The sequence below is a fragment of the Phytopseudomonas daroniae genome (assembly GCF_004327285.1).
Classification (GTDB): Bacteria; Pseudomonadota; Gammaproteobacteria; order Pseudomonadales; family Pseudomonadaceae; genus Aquipseudomonas; species Aquipseudomonas daroniae.
The window spans coordinates 203,577-221,002 of sequence record NZ_QJUI01000003.1; the positions used below are offsets into that span (position 1 = coordinate 203,577).

Consider the following 17,426-nt stretch of genomic DNA (forward strand, 5'->3'; position numbering starts at 1 on the left):
AACGCAGCTTTCCTCAAGTCCTTTTCCGGGTAGAATGCCCCTTTGCACGCAGCCATAAGGGCTGCATGGGCGCCTCACGGGGCCGCCCTCCATCCATAGCGTGGAAGATCCTGTCGATATGTTTGCGCCTTTGTTGAAAAAACTCTTTGGAAGCAAGAACGAGCGTGAGGTCAAGCGCCTGCTCAAGGCGGTTCAGACCGTCAATGCATTCGAGGAGCAGATGCTCGCGCTCTCCGATGAGCAACTGCGCGCCAAGACCGAAGAATTCAAGGCCCGCCTGGCCAAAGGCGAAACCCTGGATCAACTGTTGCCCGAGGCCTTCGCCGTCGCCCGCGAGGCCGGCAAACGCGTGATGGGCATGCGTCACTTCGACGTCCAGTTGATCGGTGGTATGGCCCTGCACGAAGGCAAGATCGCCGAGATGCGTACCGGTGAAGGTAAAACCCTGGTCGGTACTCTGGCCGTTTACCTCAACGCACTGGAAGGCAAAGGCGTGCACGTGGTCACGGTCAACGACTACCTGGCCCGCCGCGACGCCAACTGGATGCGTCCGCTGTATGAGTTCCTCGGCCTGTCGGTCGGTATCGTCACCCCGTTCATGCCGCCGGATGAAAAGCGTGCTGCCTATGCCGCCGACATCACCTACGGCACCAACAATGAATTCGGTTTCGACTACCTGCGCGACAACATGGCGTTCAGCGTGGAAGAGAAATTCCAGCGCGAGCTGAATTTCGCCGTGATCGACGAAGTCGATTCGATCCTCATCGACGAAGCTCGTACGCCGCTGATCATCTCCGGTCAGGCTGAAGACAGCTCCAAGATGTACATCGAAATCAACAAACTGATTCCTTGCCTCAAGCTGCACATCGAGGAAGAAGAAGGCGTGGTCACTCAACAGGGCCACTACAAGGTCGACGAGAAGAGCCGCCAGGTCGAACTCAACGAGGAAGGCCACCAGTACATCGAAGACATGCTGGCCCAGAACGGTCTGCTGGCCGAGGGCGAGAGCCTTTATTCGGCGCACAATCTGGGCTTGCTGACCCACGTGTACGCAGGCCTGCGCGCTCACACCCTGTTCCAGCGCAACGTCGAATATATCGTGCAGAACGGCCAGGTCATCCTGATCGACGAGCACACCGGTCGTACCATGCAGGGCCGTCGTTTGTCCGAAGGTCTGCATCAGGCCATCGAGGCGAAGGAAGGCGTGAATATCCAGGCCGAGAGCCAGACCCTGGCTTCGACCACCTTCCAGAACTACTTCCGCCTGTACAAGAAACTGTCCGGGATGACCGGTACCGCTGACACCGAAGCCTTCGAATTCCGCCAGATCTACAGTCTGGATGTGATGGTGATCCCGACCAACAAGCCGGTTTCCCGTAAGGACTTCAACGATCTGGTCTACCTGACCCAGGAAGAGAAGTACGCGGCGATCATCAACGACATCAAGGAGTGCCAGGCCCAGGGCCGGCCGATCCTGGTCGGCACCGCGACCATCGAAACGTCCGAGTACATGTCGCGGTTGCTGGAACAGGAAGGCATCGAGCACAAGGTGCTCAACGCCAAGTTCCACGAAAAGGAAGCCGAGATCATTGCCCAGGCCGGTCGCCCAGGCGCGCTGACCATCGCTACCAACATGGCCGGTCGTGGTACCGACATCCTGTTGGGCGGCAACTGGGAAGTGGAAGTCGCCGCGCTGGAGCTTTCCAGCCAGGAGCCGCCCACCGAGGAGCAGGTTGCGCAGATCAAGGCCGATTGGCAGAAACGCCACCAGCAGGTTCTGGAATCCGGCGGTCTGCACGTGATCGCGTCCGAGCGTCACGAGTCGCGCCGTATCGACAACCAGTTGCGTGGTCGTGCCGGTCGCCAGGGTGACGCCGGTTCCAGCCGCTTCTACCTGTCGCTGGAAGACAGCCTGATGCGTATCTTCGCCTCCGATCGGGTGAAGAACTTCATGAAGGCATTGGGCATGCAGCCCGGCGAGGCCATCGAGCACCGCATGGTGACCAACGCCATCGAGAAGGCGCAGCGCAAGGTCGAGGGCCGTAACTTCGACATGCGTAAGCAACTGCTCGAGTTCGACGACGTGGCCAACGAGCAGCGCAAGGTGATCTACCACATGCGCAACACCTTGCTGACCGCCGACAATGTTGGCGAGACCATCGAGGACTTTCGCAGGGAAGTGCTGGACAACACCATCAACGCGCACATGCCACCGCAGTCGCTGCCCGAGCAGTGGGACATCGCAGGTCTGGAAGAGGCGCTGTACGCGGGCTTCAACCTGCGTCTGCCGATCCAGCAGTGGCTCGACGAAGACGACAAACTGTACGAGGACACGCTGCGCGAGCGGATCCTCAAGGAGCTGGTCGAGGCTTACAACGAGAAGGAAACCCAGGCCAGCGCCGAGGCGCTGCGTACCTTCGAGAAGCAAATTCTGCTGCGTGTGCTCGACGACCTGTGGAAGGATCACCTGTCGACGATGGATCACCTGCGTCACGGTATCCACCTGCGTGGCTACGCCCAGAAGAACCCGAAGCAGGAATACAAGCGCGAGTCCTTCACCCTGTTCCAGGAATTGCTGGATTCGATCAAACGCGATGCCATCCGCGTGCTCTCGCACGTTCAGGTTCGCCGCGAAGATCCGGCCGAGGAAGAAGCCCGTCTGCGTCGCGATGCCGAAGCGTTGGCCCAGCGCATGCAGTTCCAGCATGCCGAAGTTTCTGCGCTCGAAGAGCCTGAAGCCGAAGCGCAGGATGGTGGCGATGTCGCCGTTGCCACTGCACCGGTGCGTGCCGAGCAGAAGATCGGTCGCAACGAGCTCTGCCCGTGCGGTTCCGGCAAGAAGTACAAGCATTGCCACGGTCAGGTCAACTGAGAACCTGCCCACGACTAGCTACGCGTCGGCCCTGCGGCGTTGAAAACAGGCTCGGACTGCTCATGTACAAAAGTACACTCCGCGTCCTCGCCTGTTTTCGCCTGGCATGGCTCTAGCTCGCAAGGTCGTGAACTGGTTCTGATCCTGAGCTGGCTGTAACGTCCAAACGCCGCGAAGGGTCTACCCCTTCGCGGCGTTTTCGCATCGAACACGCTGTGCAATTCCACCTAATTCGAGGAGCTTTCCCATGGCTGTTGGTCTTGGCCCGCTGTCTACCCTGCACCCGGTTCCAGGTTTCGAGCTGGGCATCGCCTCTGCCGGCATCAAGCGCCCGGGGCGCAAGGATGTGGTGGTGATGCGTTGTGCCGAAGGTAGCAGCGTGGCGGGCGTGTTCACCCTCAATGCGTTCTGCGCGGCGCCGGTGATTCTGGCCAAGAAGCGCGTGTCCGGCAGTGTGCGCTACCTGCTCACCAACACCGGCAACGCCAATGCCGGCACCGGTGAGCCGGGGTTGCAGAATGCCATTCGTACCTGCGCCAGTCTGGCCAGTCTGGCGGACGTGGATGAAAGCGAAGTGCTGCCGTTCTCCACGGGCGTGATCGGTGAGCCGCTGCCGGTGGAAAAGATCGAGGGCGCGCTGCAGGCGGCTCTGGACAACCTCTCCGTGAACAACTGGGCCGATGCCGCTACCGGCATCATGACCACCGATACCCTGCCCAAAGGCGCCAGCCGTCAGTTCAACCATGAAGGCGTGACGGTCACCGTGACCGGCATCAGCAAGGGTGCGGGCATGATCAAACCGAACATGGCTACCATGCTCGGCTATATCGCCACCGACGCCAAAGTCGCCCAGGGCGTGCTGCAGGATCTGCTGCGCGACGCGGCGAACAAGTCGTTCAACCGCATCACCATCGACGGCGACACCTCGACCAACGACTGCTGCATGCTGATCGCCACCGGTCAGGCGGCACTGCCGGAAATCACCCAGGCCAGCGGCGCGCTGTTCGCGGCGCTCAAACAGGCGGTGTTCGAGGTGTGCATGGACGTGGCCCAGGCCATCGTGCGTGACGGTGAAGGCGCGACCAAGTTCGTCACCGTGCAGGTCAATGGCGGGGCCACCCACCAGGAGTGCCTGGACGTCGGTTACGCAGTGGCTCACTCGCCATTGATCAAGACCGCACTGTTCGCTTCCGACCCCAACTGGGGGCGTATTCTCGCCGCCGTTGGCCGCGCCGGTGTGGCGCAGCTCGACGTCAGCAAGATCGACGTGTTCCTTGGCGACGTATGCATCGCCAGCAAGGGCTGCCGTGCTTCCAGCTACACCGAAGAGCAGGGCTCGGCGGTGATGGCCGAAGAGGAGATCACCATCCGCATCGAACTGGGCCGCGGCACCTGTAGCGAAACCATCTGGACCACCGATCTGTCTCACGAGTACGTGAGGATCAACGCCGAGTACCGCACCTGATCCAGAGCCCGTATTCCCCTCGTGCATGGCCCCATGAACGAGGGGAATTTGCTATCGGGCCGATCACGGCGGAAGCTGCGTGAGTATTCATGGCAGATGGAGAGCGCTCATGTCATTGGAACTGGTCATAGGCAACAAGAACTACTCGTCCTGGTCGCTGCGTGGCTGGCTGGCGATCGAACTCAGTGGCGCCGCTTATGTGGAAACCCTGGTACCGCTATATGCGGCCGATAGCCATGCCCGTCTGCTGAGCCAGTCGCCGACGGCCAAGGTGCCGGTGCTCAAGACCGACGCTGGGGTGATCTGGGATTCCCTGGCCATCGCCGAATACCTTGCCGAGCGTTTTCCCGAATCCGCCCTGTGGCCGCGCGACGTAGCGGCTCGTGCCATGGCACGCTCCGTCTGTGCGGAAATGCACAGCGGTTTTGGTGCGCTGCGCAGCCATATGCCGATGGACATGCAGCGTAATGCGCCGCTGGCCAGCATCGCTGACGACGTGCAGAGCGACATCCAGCGCATCGTTGCCTTGTGGGCAGATTGCCGTCAGCGTTTTGGCCAGAACGGGCCGTATCTGTTCGGCCAGGTCAGCATCGCCGATGCCTACTTCGCTCCGGTTGCCAGCCGGCTGCGCAGCTATGCCGTGCAATTGCCGGAAGACGCCGCGGCCTATGTGGACACCATTTTTCAGTGGCCGGCATTCCAGCGCTGGCTGCAGGCAGCCTTGAAGGAGTGAATGTGAAGCGCGTGCATGTAGCGGCAGCGGTGATTCGCGGTGATGATGGCCGCATCCTCATCGCCAAGCGTCCCGATGACAAGCATCAGGGCGGACTCTGGGAGTTCCCGGGTGGCAAGGTCGAGGAGGGCGAGGCCGTGCTGGCGGCTTTGTCCCGCGAGCTGGAAGAGGAATTGGGTATCCGCCCGGAAACCGCACGGCCGCTGATCCAGGTACGCCACGACTATGCCGACAAGCATGTGTTGCTCGACGTCTGGGAGGTCAGCCGTTTCAGTGGCGAGCCACACGGCGCCGAAGGCCAGCCGCTGGCCTGGGTGAGTGCGCGGCAACTGGGCGACTACGTGTTTCCGGCAGCCAACCGGCCGATCGTCGCAGCCGCGCGTTTGCCCGAGCACTACCTGATTACCCCGGACGGCCTGGACGGCCCCGAGCTGCTGGCTGGCATTCGTGCAGCCATCGGTCGTGGCGTGCGTTTGATCCAGTTGCGTGCGCCGGCGATGTTCGATGCCCAGTACCGGGATCTTGCCGTCGATATCCAGGGCCTGTGCGCCGGAAAGGCGCAATTGATGCTCAAGGGGCCGTTGGAGTGGTTGGGGGATTTTCCCGCTGCGGGTTGGCACCTGACGGCCGAACAATTGCGCAAATATGCCGCCAGGGGCCGCCCGCTAGCGGCAGACCGTTGGCTGGCGGCTTCCTGCCATAGCGCTGAAGAATTGCAGCTGGCAACGCAGATCGGTGCTGATTTCGTCACCCTGTCGCCACTGCAGGCGACCCAGAGCCACCCCGATGCGCAACCCTTGGGTTGGGAGCAGGCCGGCGAGCTTCTGCAGCGCTTCAACCAGCCCTGCTATCTGCTCGGTGGAGTCGGCCCGCAACACAGCGAGCAGGCCTGGCAGGCCGGCGCGCAGGGTGTAGCCGGGATTCGGGCTTTCTGGCCTGAGCGCTAGACGTTTCAGCACGACCGCGCCGCCGCTTGTACTGGACGGCGGCAGCACCTACCCTGCGTCGTCCCGTTTTCGCTAAGAGTTCTCCGGCCCATGGCCTCGGTTTTCAATGTCATCCTGCCGATTTTTGCGCTGATCCTCGCGGGCTTCGCCTGTCGACGGCTGGGTCTGCTTGGCTCCAGTGCGGCATCCGAAATAAACCGCATGGTGGTCTGGCTGTGTCTACCGGCGCTGCTGTTCGAGGCCATGGCGACAGTCGTCTGGGACGAGATCTGGCAACCAGGCTTCATCCTCGCGTACGGCATCGCCACCCTGGGGGTCTTTGCCGTGGTGCTGCTATGGCGTCTGCGCCGTACCGGTAGCCTGGCAGATGCCAGTGTGCAGGGGCTCAGTGCGTCCTACGCGAATACCGGTTACATGGGCATCCCGCTATGTCTGCTGGTGTTCGGCGAGGCCGGTATGGAGCCGGCGCTGATCGCGTGTCTGATCGTCATCTGCGTGCTGTTCGCCCTCTCGGTGGTGTGCATCGAGGTGGGCCTGCAGAATGAGAAGAGCGTCCTGCTGGCCGTGCGCAAGGTTTTCATCGCCCTGCTGAAGAACCCCATCGTCATGGCCCCGCTGCTCGGTGCATTGTGGGCCGCGACGGCGCAGCCGCTGCCAGAACCGTTGCATCAGTTTCTCAAGCTGCTCGCCGCCGCTACCGGCCCCTGTGCGTTGATCGCTCTGGGCCTGTTCCTGGCGCACAAGCATGACGGGCCGAAAGAGCGCGGTACCAGCCTGGTGCTGATCAAGCTGATCGCTCACCCGATGATCACCTGGGTGCTGGCCGTTTACGTTTTCCGCCTGCCGCCCTTATGGGCTCATGCCGCGCTGCTGCTCAGCGCGTTGCCGACCGGCACCGGGCCATTCATGCTCGCCGAGTTCTACCGTCGTGAGGGCTCTCAGGTGTCGAGCACCATCCTGTTGTCGACCTTGGGGTCGCTGGTGACGCTGTCGATCTGTCTGTACCTGATCGCGCCCTGAAACCGCGTCTGGAGCCCTCGCATGTCCGTATCCGATTACCCGCCAACCACCCTGCGCCCCAGCACCTTGCATCTGCCGGCAGGCCCGTGGACGACTGTGCTCGACTGCCTGTGCGCGCACTTCCCGGCGATTTCACGGGAAGTCTGGCTGGAGCGTGTGATGCGGGGGCGGGTGCTGGATGCGGATGGAGCGCCCATCGGTATCGATCACCCTTACCGGGTCGGCTTGCGTGTGCATTACTTTCGCGAGGTACCGGCCGAGCCGCAGATTCCTTTCGAAGAGACGATCCTGCACGTCGACGAGCACCTGCTGGTCGCCGACAAGCCGCACTTCCTGTCGGTGATACCGGCTGGCGCCTATGTCGAGCAGACCCTGCTGGCGCGACTGGTCAAGCGCACCGGCAATGCCGACCTGGTGCCGCTGCACCGTATCGATCGACACACTGCCGGGCTGGTGCTGTTCTCCACCAACCCGCAGAGCCGCGGTCGTTACCAGGCGCTGTTTCGTGAGCGAAACATCGACAAGCGTTACGAGGCGCTGGCAGCACCGTTGCCACACCTGCAGTTTCCGTTGCTGCGCGAGACCCGTTTCGAGGCGGGTGAGCCGTTCTTTCGCATGCGCGAAGCGCCGGGCCCGGCCAATACCCGGACGCGAATCGAGGTGATCGAGGTACGCGGTGATTGCTGGCTTTACGGTCTCGAACCGGTTACCGGCAAGAAGCACCAACTGCGGGTACACATGGCGGCGCTGGGGGCGCCGATCCTCAACGATCCCTTCTATCCCGAGGTGAGCAGCAACGAAGGCGATCCCGACGACTACAGCCGGCCGCTGAAGCTATTGGCCCGCGGCTTGTCGTTTGCCGATCCGTTGAGCGGCGAGCTTCGGCGTTTCGAGAGCGGCCTCAGGCTTTAGCGGCCGCCTGCCAGAGCACTTCGTCGATCCCCTGGCGCCTGGCGATCAGCCGCGCCGCCACGAACAGCAGATCGGACAATCGGTTGATATAGGCCAGCAGCTCGCCGCGCAGGGGCTCGATCGCATTGAGCTGCCCGCAACGCCGTTCGGCACCCCGTGCAGTACTGCGGCACAGGTGGGCCTGGGCGATCAGACGGGAGCCGCCGGGCAGGATGAAGTTCGTCAGCGGGCCGACTTCCTCGTTCCAGAGATCGATGGCCGCTTCCAGGCGCTCGATCTCGACTGCTTGCAGCGCCTGGTAGTCCGGCATCGCCAACTCGCCACCCAGGTCGAACAGACGGTGCTGACAGGGCGACAGCACATCGATCAGTTCGGCAAGCGCCGGACTGTGGCTCTGCTGCTCTATCAGCTCGGCCAGCAACAGGCCGAGCTGACTGTTCAGCGTGTCCACCTCACCTATGGCTTCGATGCGCGGGTGATCCTTGCCGACCCGGCGGCCGTCGGCCAGCCCGGTTTCACCGGTATCGCCGGTGCGTGTGTAGATTTTCGAGAGTCGATAACCCATAGGGTCTCCGTGGTTCAGCTACTGACACCGATGGGCAGGCGCAGGGTGAAGCAGGTGCCCTGGCCGGTGCGTGATTGCACTTCCATCTGTCCCTTGTGGTTGTTGGTGACAATGAAGTACGAGACGGAAAGGCCCAGGCCGGTGCCCTGACCGACTTCCTTGGTGGTGAAGAACGGCTCGAAGATGCGCTTGCGCACGGCCTCCGGGATGCCCACGCCGTTGTCTTCCACCTGGACTTCGGCCCATGGCGGTGCCAGGCGCGTACGCAGGATGATCTTGCCCGGGACGCTGTCGTCATCGCGCTGGTGAATGGCCTGGGCGGCGTTCTTCAGCAGGTTGAGCAGCACCTGTTCCAGCTCGTTGGCGATTCCGGGAATTGGCCCCAGTGCCGGGTTGAACTCGCGCTGAATCAGTAGGCTCTTGAAGTCGAAACTTTCGGTCAGGTCGAAGTCGTTGCTGGCGATCTCCACGGCCTGGTCGATCAACGCGGGCAACTGGCAGGGCGCCAGTTGGCGGTTGCTCAGACGGCTGAAACTGAGCATGTGGGTAACGATCTTGGAAGCACGGGTGCCGGCTTGCTGAATGCCGTCGAGCAGCATGGGGATTTCCCGTGCCGTCAGGTATTCGTCGATGGCAGGCAAACTGACGCCGGCCAGTTCGGCTTGCTCCTGGTTGCGCGGCAGCTCCGGTGACAGGCGTCGGCGGATGTTCTGCACGTTGTGCAGAATGGCGCCGAGGGGGTTGTTGATCTCGTGGGCCATGCCGGCAGCCAGGCCGCCCACGGAGAGCATCTTCTCCGACTGCACCATCACCTCTTCCAGGTTCAGGCGCTGGGTGATGTCGTCGATACGGATCACCACGCCGCGGCCAATGCTGCCGATCAGCGGATAGAAGGTCAGGGCATAGTGGTGTGGCTCGTCGTCGCGAATCCAGGTGACCCGTTCGATCTTCTCCACCCGGTGCTGCTCGGCCGTGCGCTTGAGTTTGGACAGGTAGGGTTTGAGCAGCGGAAAGGCGAGAAACACCGGCTGGTTAACCGCTTCGTCCAGGGAAGTGCCGGAGAGGGCGCTGGCTTCCTGGTTCCACTGCGCCACGTAGAGCTGCTCGTCAAGGGCGATCAGCGCCGAGGGCATGGAGTCGATGATGCTGTTGAGGTAGTTCTGGAAGCCGGTGAGCTTCTTCTCGATCTTGCTGCGCACCTGCACTTCGAGTTCCAGCTTGCGGTTCGACAGGCGGGTTTCCTCGGCCAGGCCCTGGGCCTGGTTGTAGGCTTCTTCGGAGTCGTCACGAGCCCGCTTGAGCTGTTGTTCGCGGGCTTCGATACGCGTCAGCATGGTATTGAAGGCCTCGGCCAGGCTGCCGATTTCATCCTGGTTGCCGCGCCGGGCGCGTAGCGAGTAGTTCTCTTCGCGGGTGACCTGACGGGTCAGTTCTTCCAGGCGCTTGATCGGGCTGGTAATCAGGCGACGGATCTGCCGCGCTACCAGCAGCCACAGCACCAGGCTGAAACCGAGGATCACCAGACTGGCGGTGACCGTGCCGGTGTAGAACGCGCCGGGTAGCTCACTGGAAGCGACCAGCAGCAGGTAGCCCGGCGGTGCGTCGACCTGTGGCAACTCGACCAGCTGATTGGCGCGAAATTCGCTGAGGCGCCAGTTCTCCAGGTCGTCCACCCGTGATGGCAACTGCAGCTTTTCGCCGCGCTGCAATTGCGCCAGGCTGTCGCCGTGGGCGTCGTAGATCACCGCCGCACGTAGCGGCGCATAACCATCCAGGCGTTTGAGCAGGTCGCCCGCGGCCTGGGGCGAGCTCAGGGCTTCGCGGCTCAGGGCCGGGCTGGCGATCAGTCGACTGAGGGTCTGCAAGGCCTGGGGCGCGACGCTTTCCTGGGAAATCCAGTAGGCCGCACTGATGAAGGTCAGGTTGGCCACCACCAGCACCGCTGCCAGCAGCACCAGCAGGGCGGCGAGCAGTTTACGGCCAACGGGGAGATTCTTCAGGCGATGGCGCAGGCGCATGGGGCTTTGTCGTGGTGGCAGGTGAGGGGGCAGGTTAGCGCGTGACTCAATGGCGCGGCAATCCGCGGGCGTCCAGGTGGGCGAGCAGGCGCTGCTGCACGGCCTCTAATTGCGGCAGTTGCAGCCCCGCTCGGGCGCCCGCCGCGCAGGCATAACCGAGCAGGTAACTGACCTCGGTGCGACGGCCCTGGGCGACATCCTGGTACATGGATGAGTAATTGGCGGCGGTGGCGTGGATCACCCGCCAGACATCGTCCTGGAGGTTTTCGGCCGCTGCGGCCTGGCCGCAGCCGCGTAACAGACTTGTCAGTTCCGCACACAGGCTGTCGACGTCTTCACGGTACGCCGCGAGCTCGCCGTTGCGGCAGCCGTGCAGTACGGTCAGCGGGTTGATCGCGCAGTTGAGTGCCAGTTTGCGCCACAGCCGCGCGAGGATATCCGGGCTCCAGGTATGAGGAATGTGGCTGTGTTGCAAATCGGCCAACCAGGCCGGCGGCGTGGCGTCCGCTGGATCGCCGATCCAGGTATGGCCCTGGCCGGCGAACACCACGTGCCAGTCATCGGTACGAAAGGCACCTTCGGTGCTGGAGGCGAACAGGCAGCGACGGCCTGGTAGCAGGTCGACCACCTCGTCCTGACTGCCCAGGCCGTTCTGCAGCAGGATCACGTCGGCGGCAGGGGCGAGGCGATGAGCGACGCGCTCGATCGCGCTCGCTGCGTCATAGGCTTTACACGCAAGGAGCAGACGCGGGATGGGTGTGTCGTCGTCGAGGCTGTGTGCAGGGAGCACGTAGCGGTTGGCTTGGCCCTGCTCGACCAGGGTCAGCGCGCCAGCCTGACGATAGGACGCCAGGCGTTTTTCATCGCGCAGGATCAGTTGTACCGGCACGCCAGCCCGGAACAGGCGCGCGGCCCACAGGCTGCCCAGGCTGCCTGCACCGAGCACGTGCCAGCTCATGTGGGGGGCAGGCGTACGGCGGTGACCCGGCCGCTGGAGTGGGCTTCGGGAAGCAGGCGGGTAGCGAGGTCGAGCAGCTGTTGCGGTTCCAGGGGCAGCGCCTTGGCGTCCATCCCGACCACCGCGATACCGGCCTTGAGGGAGATAAAGCCTTCGCTGGTCTTGAAGGCCTTGAGGTTGAGGCCTTCGTGCAGACGCTTGAAGCTGCTCGGTGAGCACTCGTGGAGATCTTCGAGCAGGGTGATCAGTGCGAAGTGACGGTCGTCCAGGCTCACCAGTACATCCAGCGGACGCACCAACTGCTGCAGGCGCCGGGCGACGCTGCGCAGCAGCTCGTTGTAGAACGCCGCACCATGACGGCTGCGCAATTCGTCGACGCCCTGCAGACCAATCAGCAGGTAACACAGCGCACCACCACGCGACTCCACCTGGCGCAGGCTGTCAGCGAGTTTCTGCTTGAGGTAACGGCTGTTGCCCAGACCGGTCAGCGGGTCGACCAGATTGCGCTCTTCCAGGCTGGTGATGTTCTGCACCAGCAGGGCGTTTTCCTGAAGCAGTCGCTGCAGGGTGTTGCACAGACGGTCGGCGGCGAACACCCGCGGCAGCAGTTGTTCGTTCATCGCCGATTTGCTGATGAAATCATCGACGCCGCGGTCGAAGGCTTCGTTCAGCACGTTTTCGCCTTCCTTGCCGGTGAGCAGGATGATGTAGGTGTAGTGCTCGGCCGATTCGTCGAGTTGACGCACTCGTCCGGTCAGCTCAAGACCGTCCATTTCCGGCATCAACCAGTCGGCCAGCAGCACGCTGGCGGGGCGTTGTTCGAGGTTGCTGATGGCTTCGGCTGCACTGCTGGCGAAGCGTATGTCTTGATAACCAGCCTGACTCAGCGCACGGCCGATCATGGCGCTGGAGAACTTGGCATCGTCCACCACCAGAATGCTGAGATGGGGGTTGGGCATGATGGTACTCGCTGGCAAGAAAACGGGTCGAGGGAGGGGAGTAACCAATACAACGCCGAACGGTCTGTATCAGAGCGGATATAATGATCGCGCCAATTTTATCGTCAAGCCATCCGCGCGGTTTCGGAGAACTTATTCACGATCTCGCGAACTGGCGCCCAGCTAGACGCAATTATCAGCCCGGATAACGGCTGTAAGGTTAGCGTCGAGCCTATGCGCAGTAGATCGAGAATGAGAGATCCATCAGGATCGCGCCTTTTATCAGGAGTAATTCCATGCCCTCGTTCGACGTGGTGTCGGAGCTGGATAAACACGAACTCACCAACGCCCTGGACAACGCGGCCAAGGAGCTGGAGCGGCGTTTCGATCTGCGCGGCAAATGCAGTTTCGAGGCCAAGGACAAGGCCGTCACGCTGACTGCCGAAGCCGATTTCATGCTTGAACAGATGCTCGATATCATTCGCTCCTGCCTGATCAAGCGCAAGATCGACAGTCAGTGCATGGAGACCAAGGATGCCTATGCATCCGGCAAGGTGGTCAAGCAGGAGGTCGAGTTTCGCGAAGGCATCGACAAGGAGCTGGCGAAGAAGATCGTTGCGCACATCAAGGACGCCAAGCTCAAGGTGCAAGCCGCCATTCAGGGTGAGCAGGTACGGGTCACCGGCAAGAAGCGTGACGACCTGCAGGAGTGCATCGCCTCCCTGCGCGGTAAGGATTTCGGGATGCCCCTGCAGTACAACAACTTCCGCGATTAAGAGCGTACACAGCTGTTGGCGCGTCGCTGATTATGGAACCCAGGCGCGGCAATGGCGTCGCACATTCTGTAACGCTCGTGCAAACGCCATGACAGATCATGGCGTTTTCGTTTCAATCCTTAGAAGGAGTGCCATATGGATATGAGCGTCGACCAGTTGGTCGTCATGTCGCAGGCCTGGATCCCGCTTTTGCTGCAGTACAGCGGCAAGCTGACCCTGGCTATCTTCACGTTGTTGATCGGCTGGTGGCTGATCAGCAAATTGACCAGCAAGATCAGCGCGCTGATGGATGGCCGCAAGGTCGACCGTGCCCTGAGCAGCTTTATCGGCAGCCTGGCGAGCATCGTGCTCAAGGTATTGCTGATCATCAGCGTGGCCTCGATGATCGGCGTGGAAACCACTTCCTTCATCGCCATGATCGGTGCGGCCGGCCTGGCCATCGGCCTGGCCCTGCAGGGTAGCCTGGCGAACTTCGCCGGTGGTGTGCTGATCATGCTGTTCCGCCCGTTCAAGGCCGGTGACTTCATCGAGGCCCAAGGCGTTTCCGGTTCGGTCGACTACATCCAGATCTTCCACACCGTGCTGCGCACTGGCGACAACAAGGTGGTGATCGTGCCCAACGGCACTCTGTCCAACGGCATCATCACCAACCACTCGCGGCACAATACCCGCCAGGTGCTGTACGACGTGAAGCTCGACTACGGCGCTGACCTGTCGAAGGCCCGTGAAGTGCTGCTGGAGTTGTCCAAGGATGCCCGCGTGCATCAGGATCCGGCACCGGTGGTGGTGGTTTCCAATCTGGGCGAGACATCGATCAACCTGTCGCTGCGCATGTGGACGTCGGCGGGCGATTACTGGCCGGTGATCTTCATGCTCAACGAAAGCGTGCGTGATCGGCTGCGTGCCGAAGGCGTCGAGCTGGCGCAGCCACCGCGGATGGTTCAGGTGGTGCAGCAGGGTAAGGCTGACTGACCGTAGCGGCCCTGCCAAAAATGAAAAAAGCCGACGACTGTCGGCTTTTTTCATGCGCCGGGGTCAGGCCTGGGCTTGTCCGGTTCGCTGCTCTGGGCCATCGGCTGGTCGCCCTGGCGATGCCACTGCACGGCGATCAGGATCAGGGTTGGTATGCCCATCAGCGCGGTGATCAGGAAGAAGTCGGCATAGCCGTACTTTTCCACCAGCACCCCGGAATAACCGCCGATCAGTCGCGGCAGCAGCAACATGATCGAGCTGAGCAGGGCGTACTGGGTGGCCGAGAACTTCAGGTTGGTGAGGCTCGACAGGTACGCGACAAAGGCCGCGGTGGCCATTCCGGAGCTGAAGTTGTCGGCGGAAATGGTGAAGATCAGCATCTGCAGATCCGCGCCCATGCCAGCCAGCATCAGGAACAGCAGGTTGGTCGCCGCCGCCGCTACACCGCCGATGAACAGGATCGGCATGATGCCGAAACGCACGATCAGCAGGCCGCCGGCACCGGCGCCGAGCAGAGTCATGATCAGCCCGAAGAGCTTGCTGACGCTGGCGATCTGATCCTTGGTGAAACCCTGGTCGATATAGAACACGTTGGCCATTACGCCCATGACCGTATCGGACATACGATAGGTGGCGATCAGCCCGAGCAGCAGCAAGGCTTGCCAGCGGTAGCGCAGGATGAAGTCGTTGACCGGTGTCAGCACCGGTGCCAGACCGCTACGGCCAAAGGAGGACAGGCACAGGCAGGTGAGGATGGTGTAGAGGAGGGCGCGCAGAAAGGCGCGATCTTCGAGCAGCAGATCCAGCAGGGTGGCTTCGCCGGTGACCAGGCTGGGGAAATCGGTGTTGTACAGCTGGGTGAACATGGCCGGTACCGATACCAGCAGCACGATCAGCACCAGCACCGAGGCGATCTGGTGGCTGAATCCGTACTTGGCGGCTGCCAGCTGGGTTTTCAGGGAGACGTCGGGCTCTTTCATCCACAGGCTGGTCAGCAGGCCGGGCAGCATCAGCAGGGCGAACAGCAAGTAGGTACCGGCCCAGGCGGCGTGCTGGTAGAGCAGGGTGGTGGAGCCAAGCCCCTCGGCGACATACAGCGCGCCCGCGGTGGCCAGCAGCGCGGCGACCCGGTAGCCGGCCATGTAGCTGGCTGCCAGGGCGGCCTGGCGGGTGTCGTCGACGATCTCCAGGCGGTAGGCATCGACGGCGATGTCCTGGGTTGCCGAGGCGAACGCCACCAGCACCGCAAGAGCGATCAGCCAGGTCAGGTGAGTATGGGGATCGCACAGCGCCATGCCGGCCAGACCGATGGCGATCAGTATCTGCGACAGCACCAGCCAGGAACGCCGCCTGCCGAGCTTGCCGAGCAGCGGCAGGCGCCATTGGTCGAGTAGTGGAGACCACACCCACTTGAAGGCATAGGCCAGGCCGATAAGGCTGGCAAAACCAATGGTTTCCCGCGCCACGCCGGCTTCACGCAGCCACACGGAAAGGGTGGAGAACACCAACATGTAAGGCAGGCCAGCGGCGAACCCGAGCAGCAGGAGAACCAGTGTCGAAGGACTGGAATAGGCGGCGATCGCGTCGCGCCAGCTTTTACGATGCATTGAACGGGTTCGGCCTGGAGGGAGGAAACATGAACAAATGGGCACTCTAGGGGCTAGGGTCGGGTCAGTGCAAGCCAGCTATGCCGTGGTCGCGCCGAAGTTTCAGGTCTCGTGCTCCAGGGGGCGCCAGCCATGACGTCGGATATCCACCCGGCCATTGTGGGATAGCACCCCTTCGACGCGCAATCGGGCGCGTTGTTCAACACCGCTTGGCGTATCGGCCCCCAGGCTCAAGCGGCCCCCAGCGGCGACCACTCGGTGCCAGGGCAGGGCGGTGCCATCAGGCAGTTGGCCGAGGGTGCGCCCTACCCAGCGTGCAGCGCGGCCGAGGCCTGCCATGCTGGCCAGTTCGCCGTAAGTGACGACCTTGCCGGCCGGCACCTGAGCGAGTACCAGGTACAAGGCATCACGCCGGGCCTGCTGGTCGGCATCGGCCAATGAGGCACTGTAAGCCGCTTGTCTTGTGGTCATGAGAGGCTCCTGACGGCATGAAAGGTCGGCTGGAGCGGTATTTTCGCCGGCCAACCCTGAACTCGCACGAATTCCGTCGGTCATTTCTTGCTCATATAACGGGTATGCGGATAATGCCCGATTTACCGCGAACCGGAGCAGTAGCATCCGCTTATGTTTACTCGAACCCTGTTGTGCCTGAGCCTCAGTGCTGCCGCGATGCCGCTGATGGCCGATACCGTCTGGATGAAGAACGGCGATCGACTGACCGGAACCATCAAGCTTCTCGACGGCGGCAAGCTGCTGTTGGAAACCGACTATGGCGGTTCCATCCCTCTGGACTGGAGCAAGATCGCGACCCTCGACAGTGAGCAGGAGTTGCTGGTCAAGGAAAACGACGTGACTGGCGAGCGTGCCAAATCCCTGCAGGCCTCTGAGGCCGGCAAGGTTACCCTGGCCAACGGCGATGCGCCGAAGACCGTGGAATTGGCGAGTATCAAGCAGATCATGAAGCCCAAGCCTTTCGTCGAAGACTTCCTGTGGAAGGGTAATGTCGACGTGGCCATGGACTACAAGCGCGCCGAGAACGACACCGATGACTACGACATCGATTTCAAGACCCAGGCGCGTCACGGCAAATGGCGTCACAACGCCACGGTGGATTACAACCGCGAGCTCAGGAACGATGTGGTCAGCACCGACAATTGGAGCACCGAGTACGCTCTCGACCGCTTCCTCGACGAACAGTGGTTCTGGCAGGGGCGCCTGGAGTACAAACGCGACAAGGTCGAGGATTTGTCCCGCCAGCGTACCGTCGGTACCGGTCCGGGTTACCAGTTCTGGGACAACGAGCTGGGTGCCTTCTCTGTGGCCGGCCTGTTCAACCGCTCCGACTATCAGTACGCCAATGGCGAGAAGGATAACTTCTACGCCATCAGTATGAGATGGGATTACAACCGTTACCTGGTCGGCAAGACGTTCGAGCTGTTCAGTACCGGTGAAGTGGGCAAGCCGTTGGCGGGCGCCGCGGACTACTCTTTGGATGCCGCAGTGGGCCTGCGTTACAAGGTCACCGACTGGGCCTCGTTGAACATGAAGGCCTCGAAGGATCAGGTCAGCGGTTCGGACGGCGACAAAGACGAAACCCGTTACACCGTCGGCTTCGGCGTGGGCTGGTAACATAGCCTGCGAGA

14 protein-coding genes and 1 pseudogene are annotated in these 17,426 nt (G+C 62.1%); 9 read left to right on the forward strand and 6 right to left on the reverse strand.

What is annotated here, in order from left to right:
* The first annotated feature begins 118 nt into the window (after positions 1 to 118).
* From secA to DNK06_RS04560, 6 genes are all read left to right on the forward strand, one after another.
* A complete protein-coding gene (gene secA / locus DNK06_RS04535) occupies positions 119 to 2,872 on the forward strand; it encodes a preprotein translocase subunit SecA (protein WP_131178843.1) in 2,754 nt (917 codons plus the stop codon).
* Positions 2,873 to 3,119: 247 nt separating this feature from the next.
* A complete protein-coding gene (argJ, locus tag DNK06_RS04540) occupies positions 3,120 to 4,337 on the forward strand; it encodes a bifunctional glutamate N-acetyltransferase/amino-acid acetyltransferase ArgJ (protein ID WP_131178844.1) in 1,218 nt (405 codons plus the stop codon).
* Between the two features lie 109 nt (positions 4,338 to 4,446).
* A complete protein-coding gene (locus DNK06_RS04545) occupies positions 4,447 to 5,070 on the forward strand; it encodes a glutathione S-transferase family protein (protein ID WP_131178845.1) in 624 nt (207 codons plus the stop codon).
* A 2-nt stretch (positions 5,071 to 5,072) separates the two neighbouring features.
* Positions 5,073 to 6,017 (forward strand): Nudix family hydrolase, encoded by a 945-nt coding sequence (locus tag DNK06_RS04550; protein ID WP_131178846.1) that lies wholly within the window; start codon positions 5,073 to 5,075, stop codon positions 6,015 to 6,017.
* 90 nt (positions 6,018 to 6,107) lie between these two features.
* On the forward strand, positions 6,108 to 7,037 hold the full coding sequence (locus tag DNK06_RS04555) for an AEC family transporter (RefSeq protein ID WP_131178847.1): 930 nt from the start codon (positions 6,108 to 6,110) through the stop codon (positions 7,035 to 7,037).
* Between the two features lie 21 nt (positions 7,038 to 7,058).
* Positions 7,059 to 7,949 carry an RluA family pseudouridine synthase gene (locus DNK06_RS04560; protein ID WP_131178848.1) on the forward strand — a complete coding sequence of 297 codons (891 nt, stop codon included), beginning with the start codon at positions 7,059 to 7,061 and terminating at the stop codon, positions 7,947 to 7,949.
* Here DNK06_RS04560 and DNK06_RS04565 read toward each other — a convergent pair.
* From DNK06_RS04565 to DNK06_RS04580, 4 genes and pseudogenes are all read right to left on the reverse strand, one after another.
* Positions 7,939 to 8,514 (reverse strand): cob(I)yrinic acid a,c-diamide adenosyltransferase, encoded by a 576-nt coding sequence (locus DNK06_RS04565; protein ID WP_131178849.1) that lies wholly within the window; start codon positions 8,512 to 8,514, stop codon positions 7,939 to 7,941. The genes DNK06_RS04560 and DNK06_RS04565 overlap by 11 nt on opposite strands.
* Positions 8,515 to 8,528: 14 nt before the next feature.
* Complete coding sequence (locus DNK06_RS04570; RefSeq protein ID WP_131178850.1) at positions 8,529 to 10,532, reverse strand: sensor histidine kinase; 2,004 nt, start codon at positions 10,530 to 10,532, stop codon at positions 8,529 to 8,531.
* 46 nt (positions 10,533 to 10,578) lie between these two features.
* The gene (locus tag DNK06_RS04575; protein ID WP_131178851.1) at positions 10,579 to 11,490 is read right to left on the reverse strand and encodes a putative 2-dehydropantoate 2-reductase; all 912 of its coding nucleotides are present in this window, start codon (positions 11,488 to 11,490) and stop codon (positions 10,579 to 10,581) included.
* Positions 11,487 to 12,458 (reverse strand): annotated as a pseudogene (locus DNK06_RS04580) (GGDEF domain-containing response regulator); the annotation flags it as partial. The gene DNK06_RS04575 and the pseudogene DNK06_RS04580, both read right to left, overlap by 4 nt.
* Before the next feature lie 266 nt (positions 12,459 to 12,724).
* Here DNK06_RS04580 and DNK06_RS04585 point away from each other — a divergent pair.
* On the forward strand, positions 12,725 to 13,204 hold the full coding sequence (locus DNK06_RS04585; RefSeq protein ID WP_131178853.1) for a YajQ family cyclic di-GMP-binding protein: 480 nt from the start codon (positions 12,725 to 12,727) through the stop codon (positions 13,202 to 13,204).
* Between the two features lie 135 nt (positions 13,205 to 13,339).
* Positions 13,340 to 14,176, forward strand: coding sequence for a mechanosensitive ion channel family protein (locus DNK06_RS04590; RefSeq protein WP_131178854.1), 837 nt, complete (start codon positions 13,340 to 13,342; stop codon positions 14,174 to 14,176).
* 50 nt (positions 14,177 to 14,226) lie between these two features.
* Here the strand turns inward: DNK06_RS04590 and DNK06_RS04595 are convergent, their stop codons facing one another.
* Together DNK06_RS04595 and DNK06_RS04600 are read right to left on the reverse strand one after the other, a co-directional pair.
* On the reverse strand, positions 14,227 to 15,783 hold the full coding sequence (locus DNK06_RS04595) for an AmpG family muropeptide MFS transporter (protein WP_131178855.1): 1,557 nt from the start codon (positions 15,781 to 15,783) through the stop codon (positions 14,227 to 14,229).
* Positions 15,784 to 15,885: 102 nt separating this feature from the next.
* Positions 15,886 to 16,254: an MGMT family protein gene (locus DNK06_RS04600; protein ID WP_131178856.1), complete on the reverse strand. Its 369-nt coding sequence runs from the start codon at positions 16,252 to 16,254 to the stop codon at positions 15,886 to 15,888.
* A gap of 153 nt (positions 16,255 to 16,407) precedes the next feature.
* On the opposite strand from DNK06_RS04600, the gene DNK06_RS04605 reads away from it, so the two are divergent.
* Complete coding sequence (locus tag DNK06_RS04605; protein WP_131178857.1) at positions 16,408 to 17,412, forward strand: DUF481 domain-containing protein; 1,005 nt, start codon at positions 16,408 to 16,410, stop codon at positions 17,410 to 17,412.
* Positions 17,413 to 17,426 lie beyond the last annotated feature (14 nt).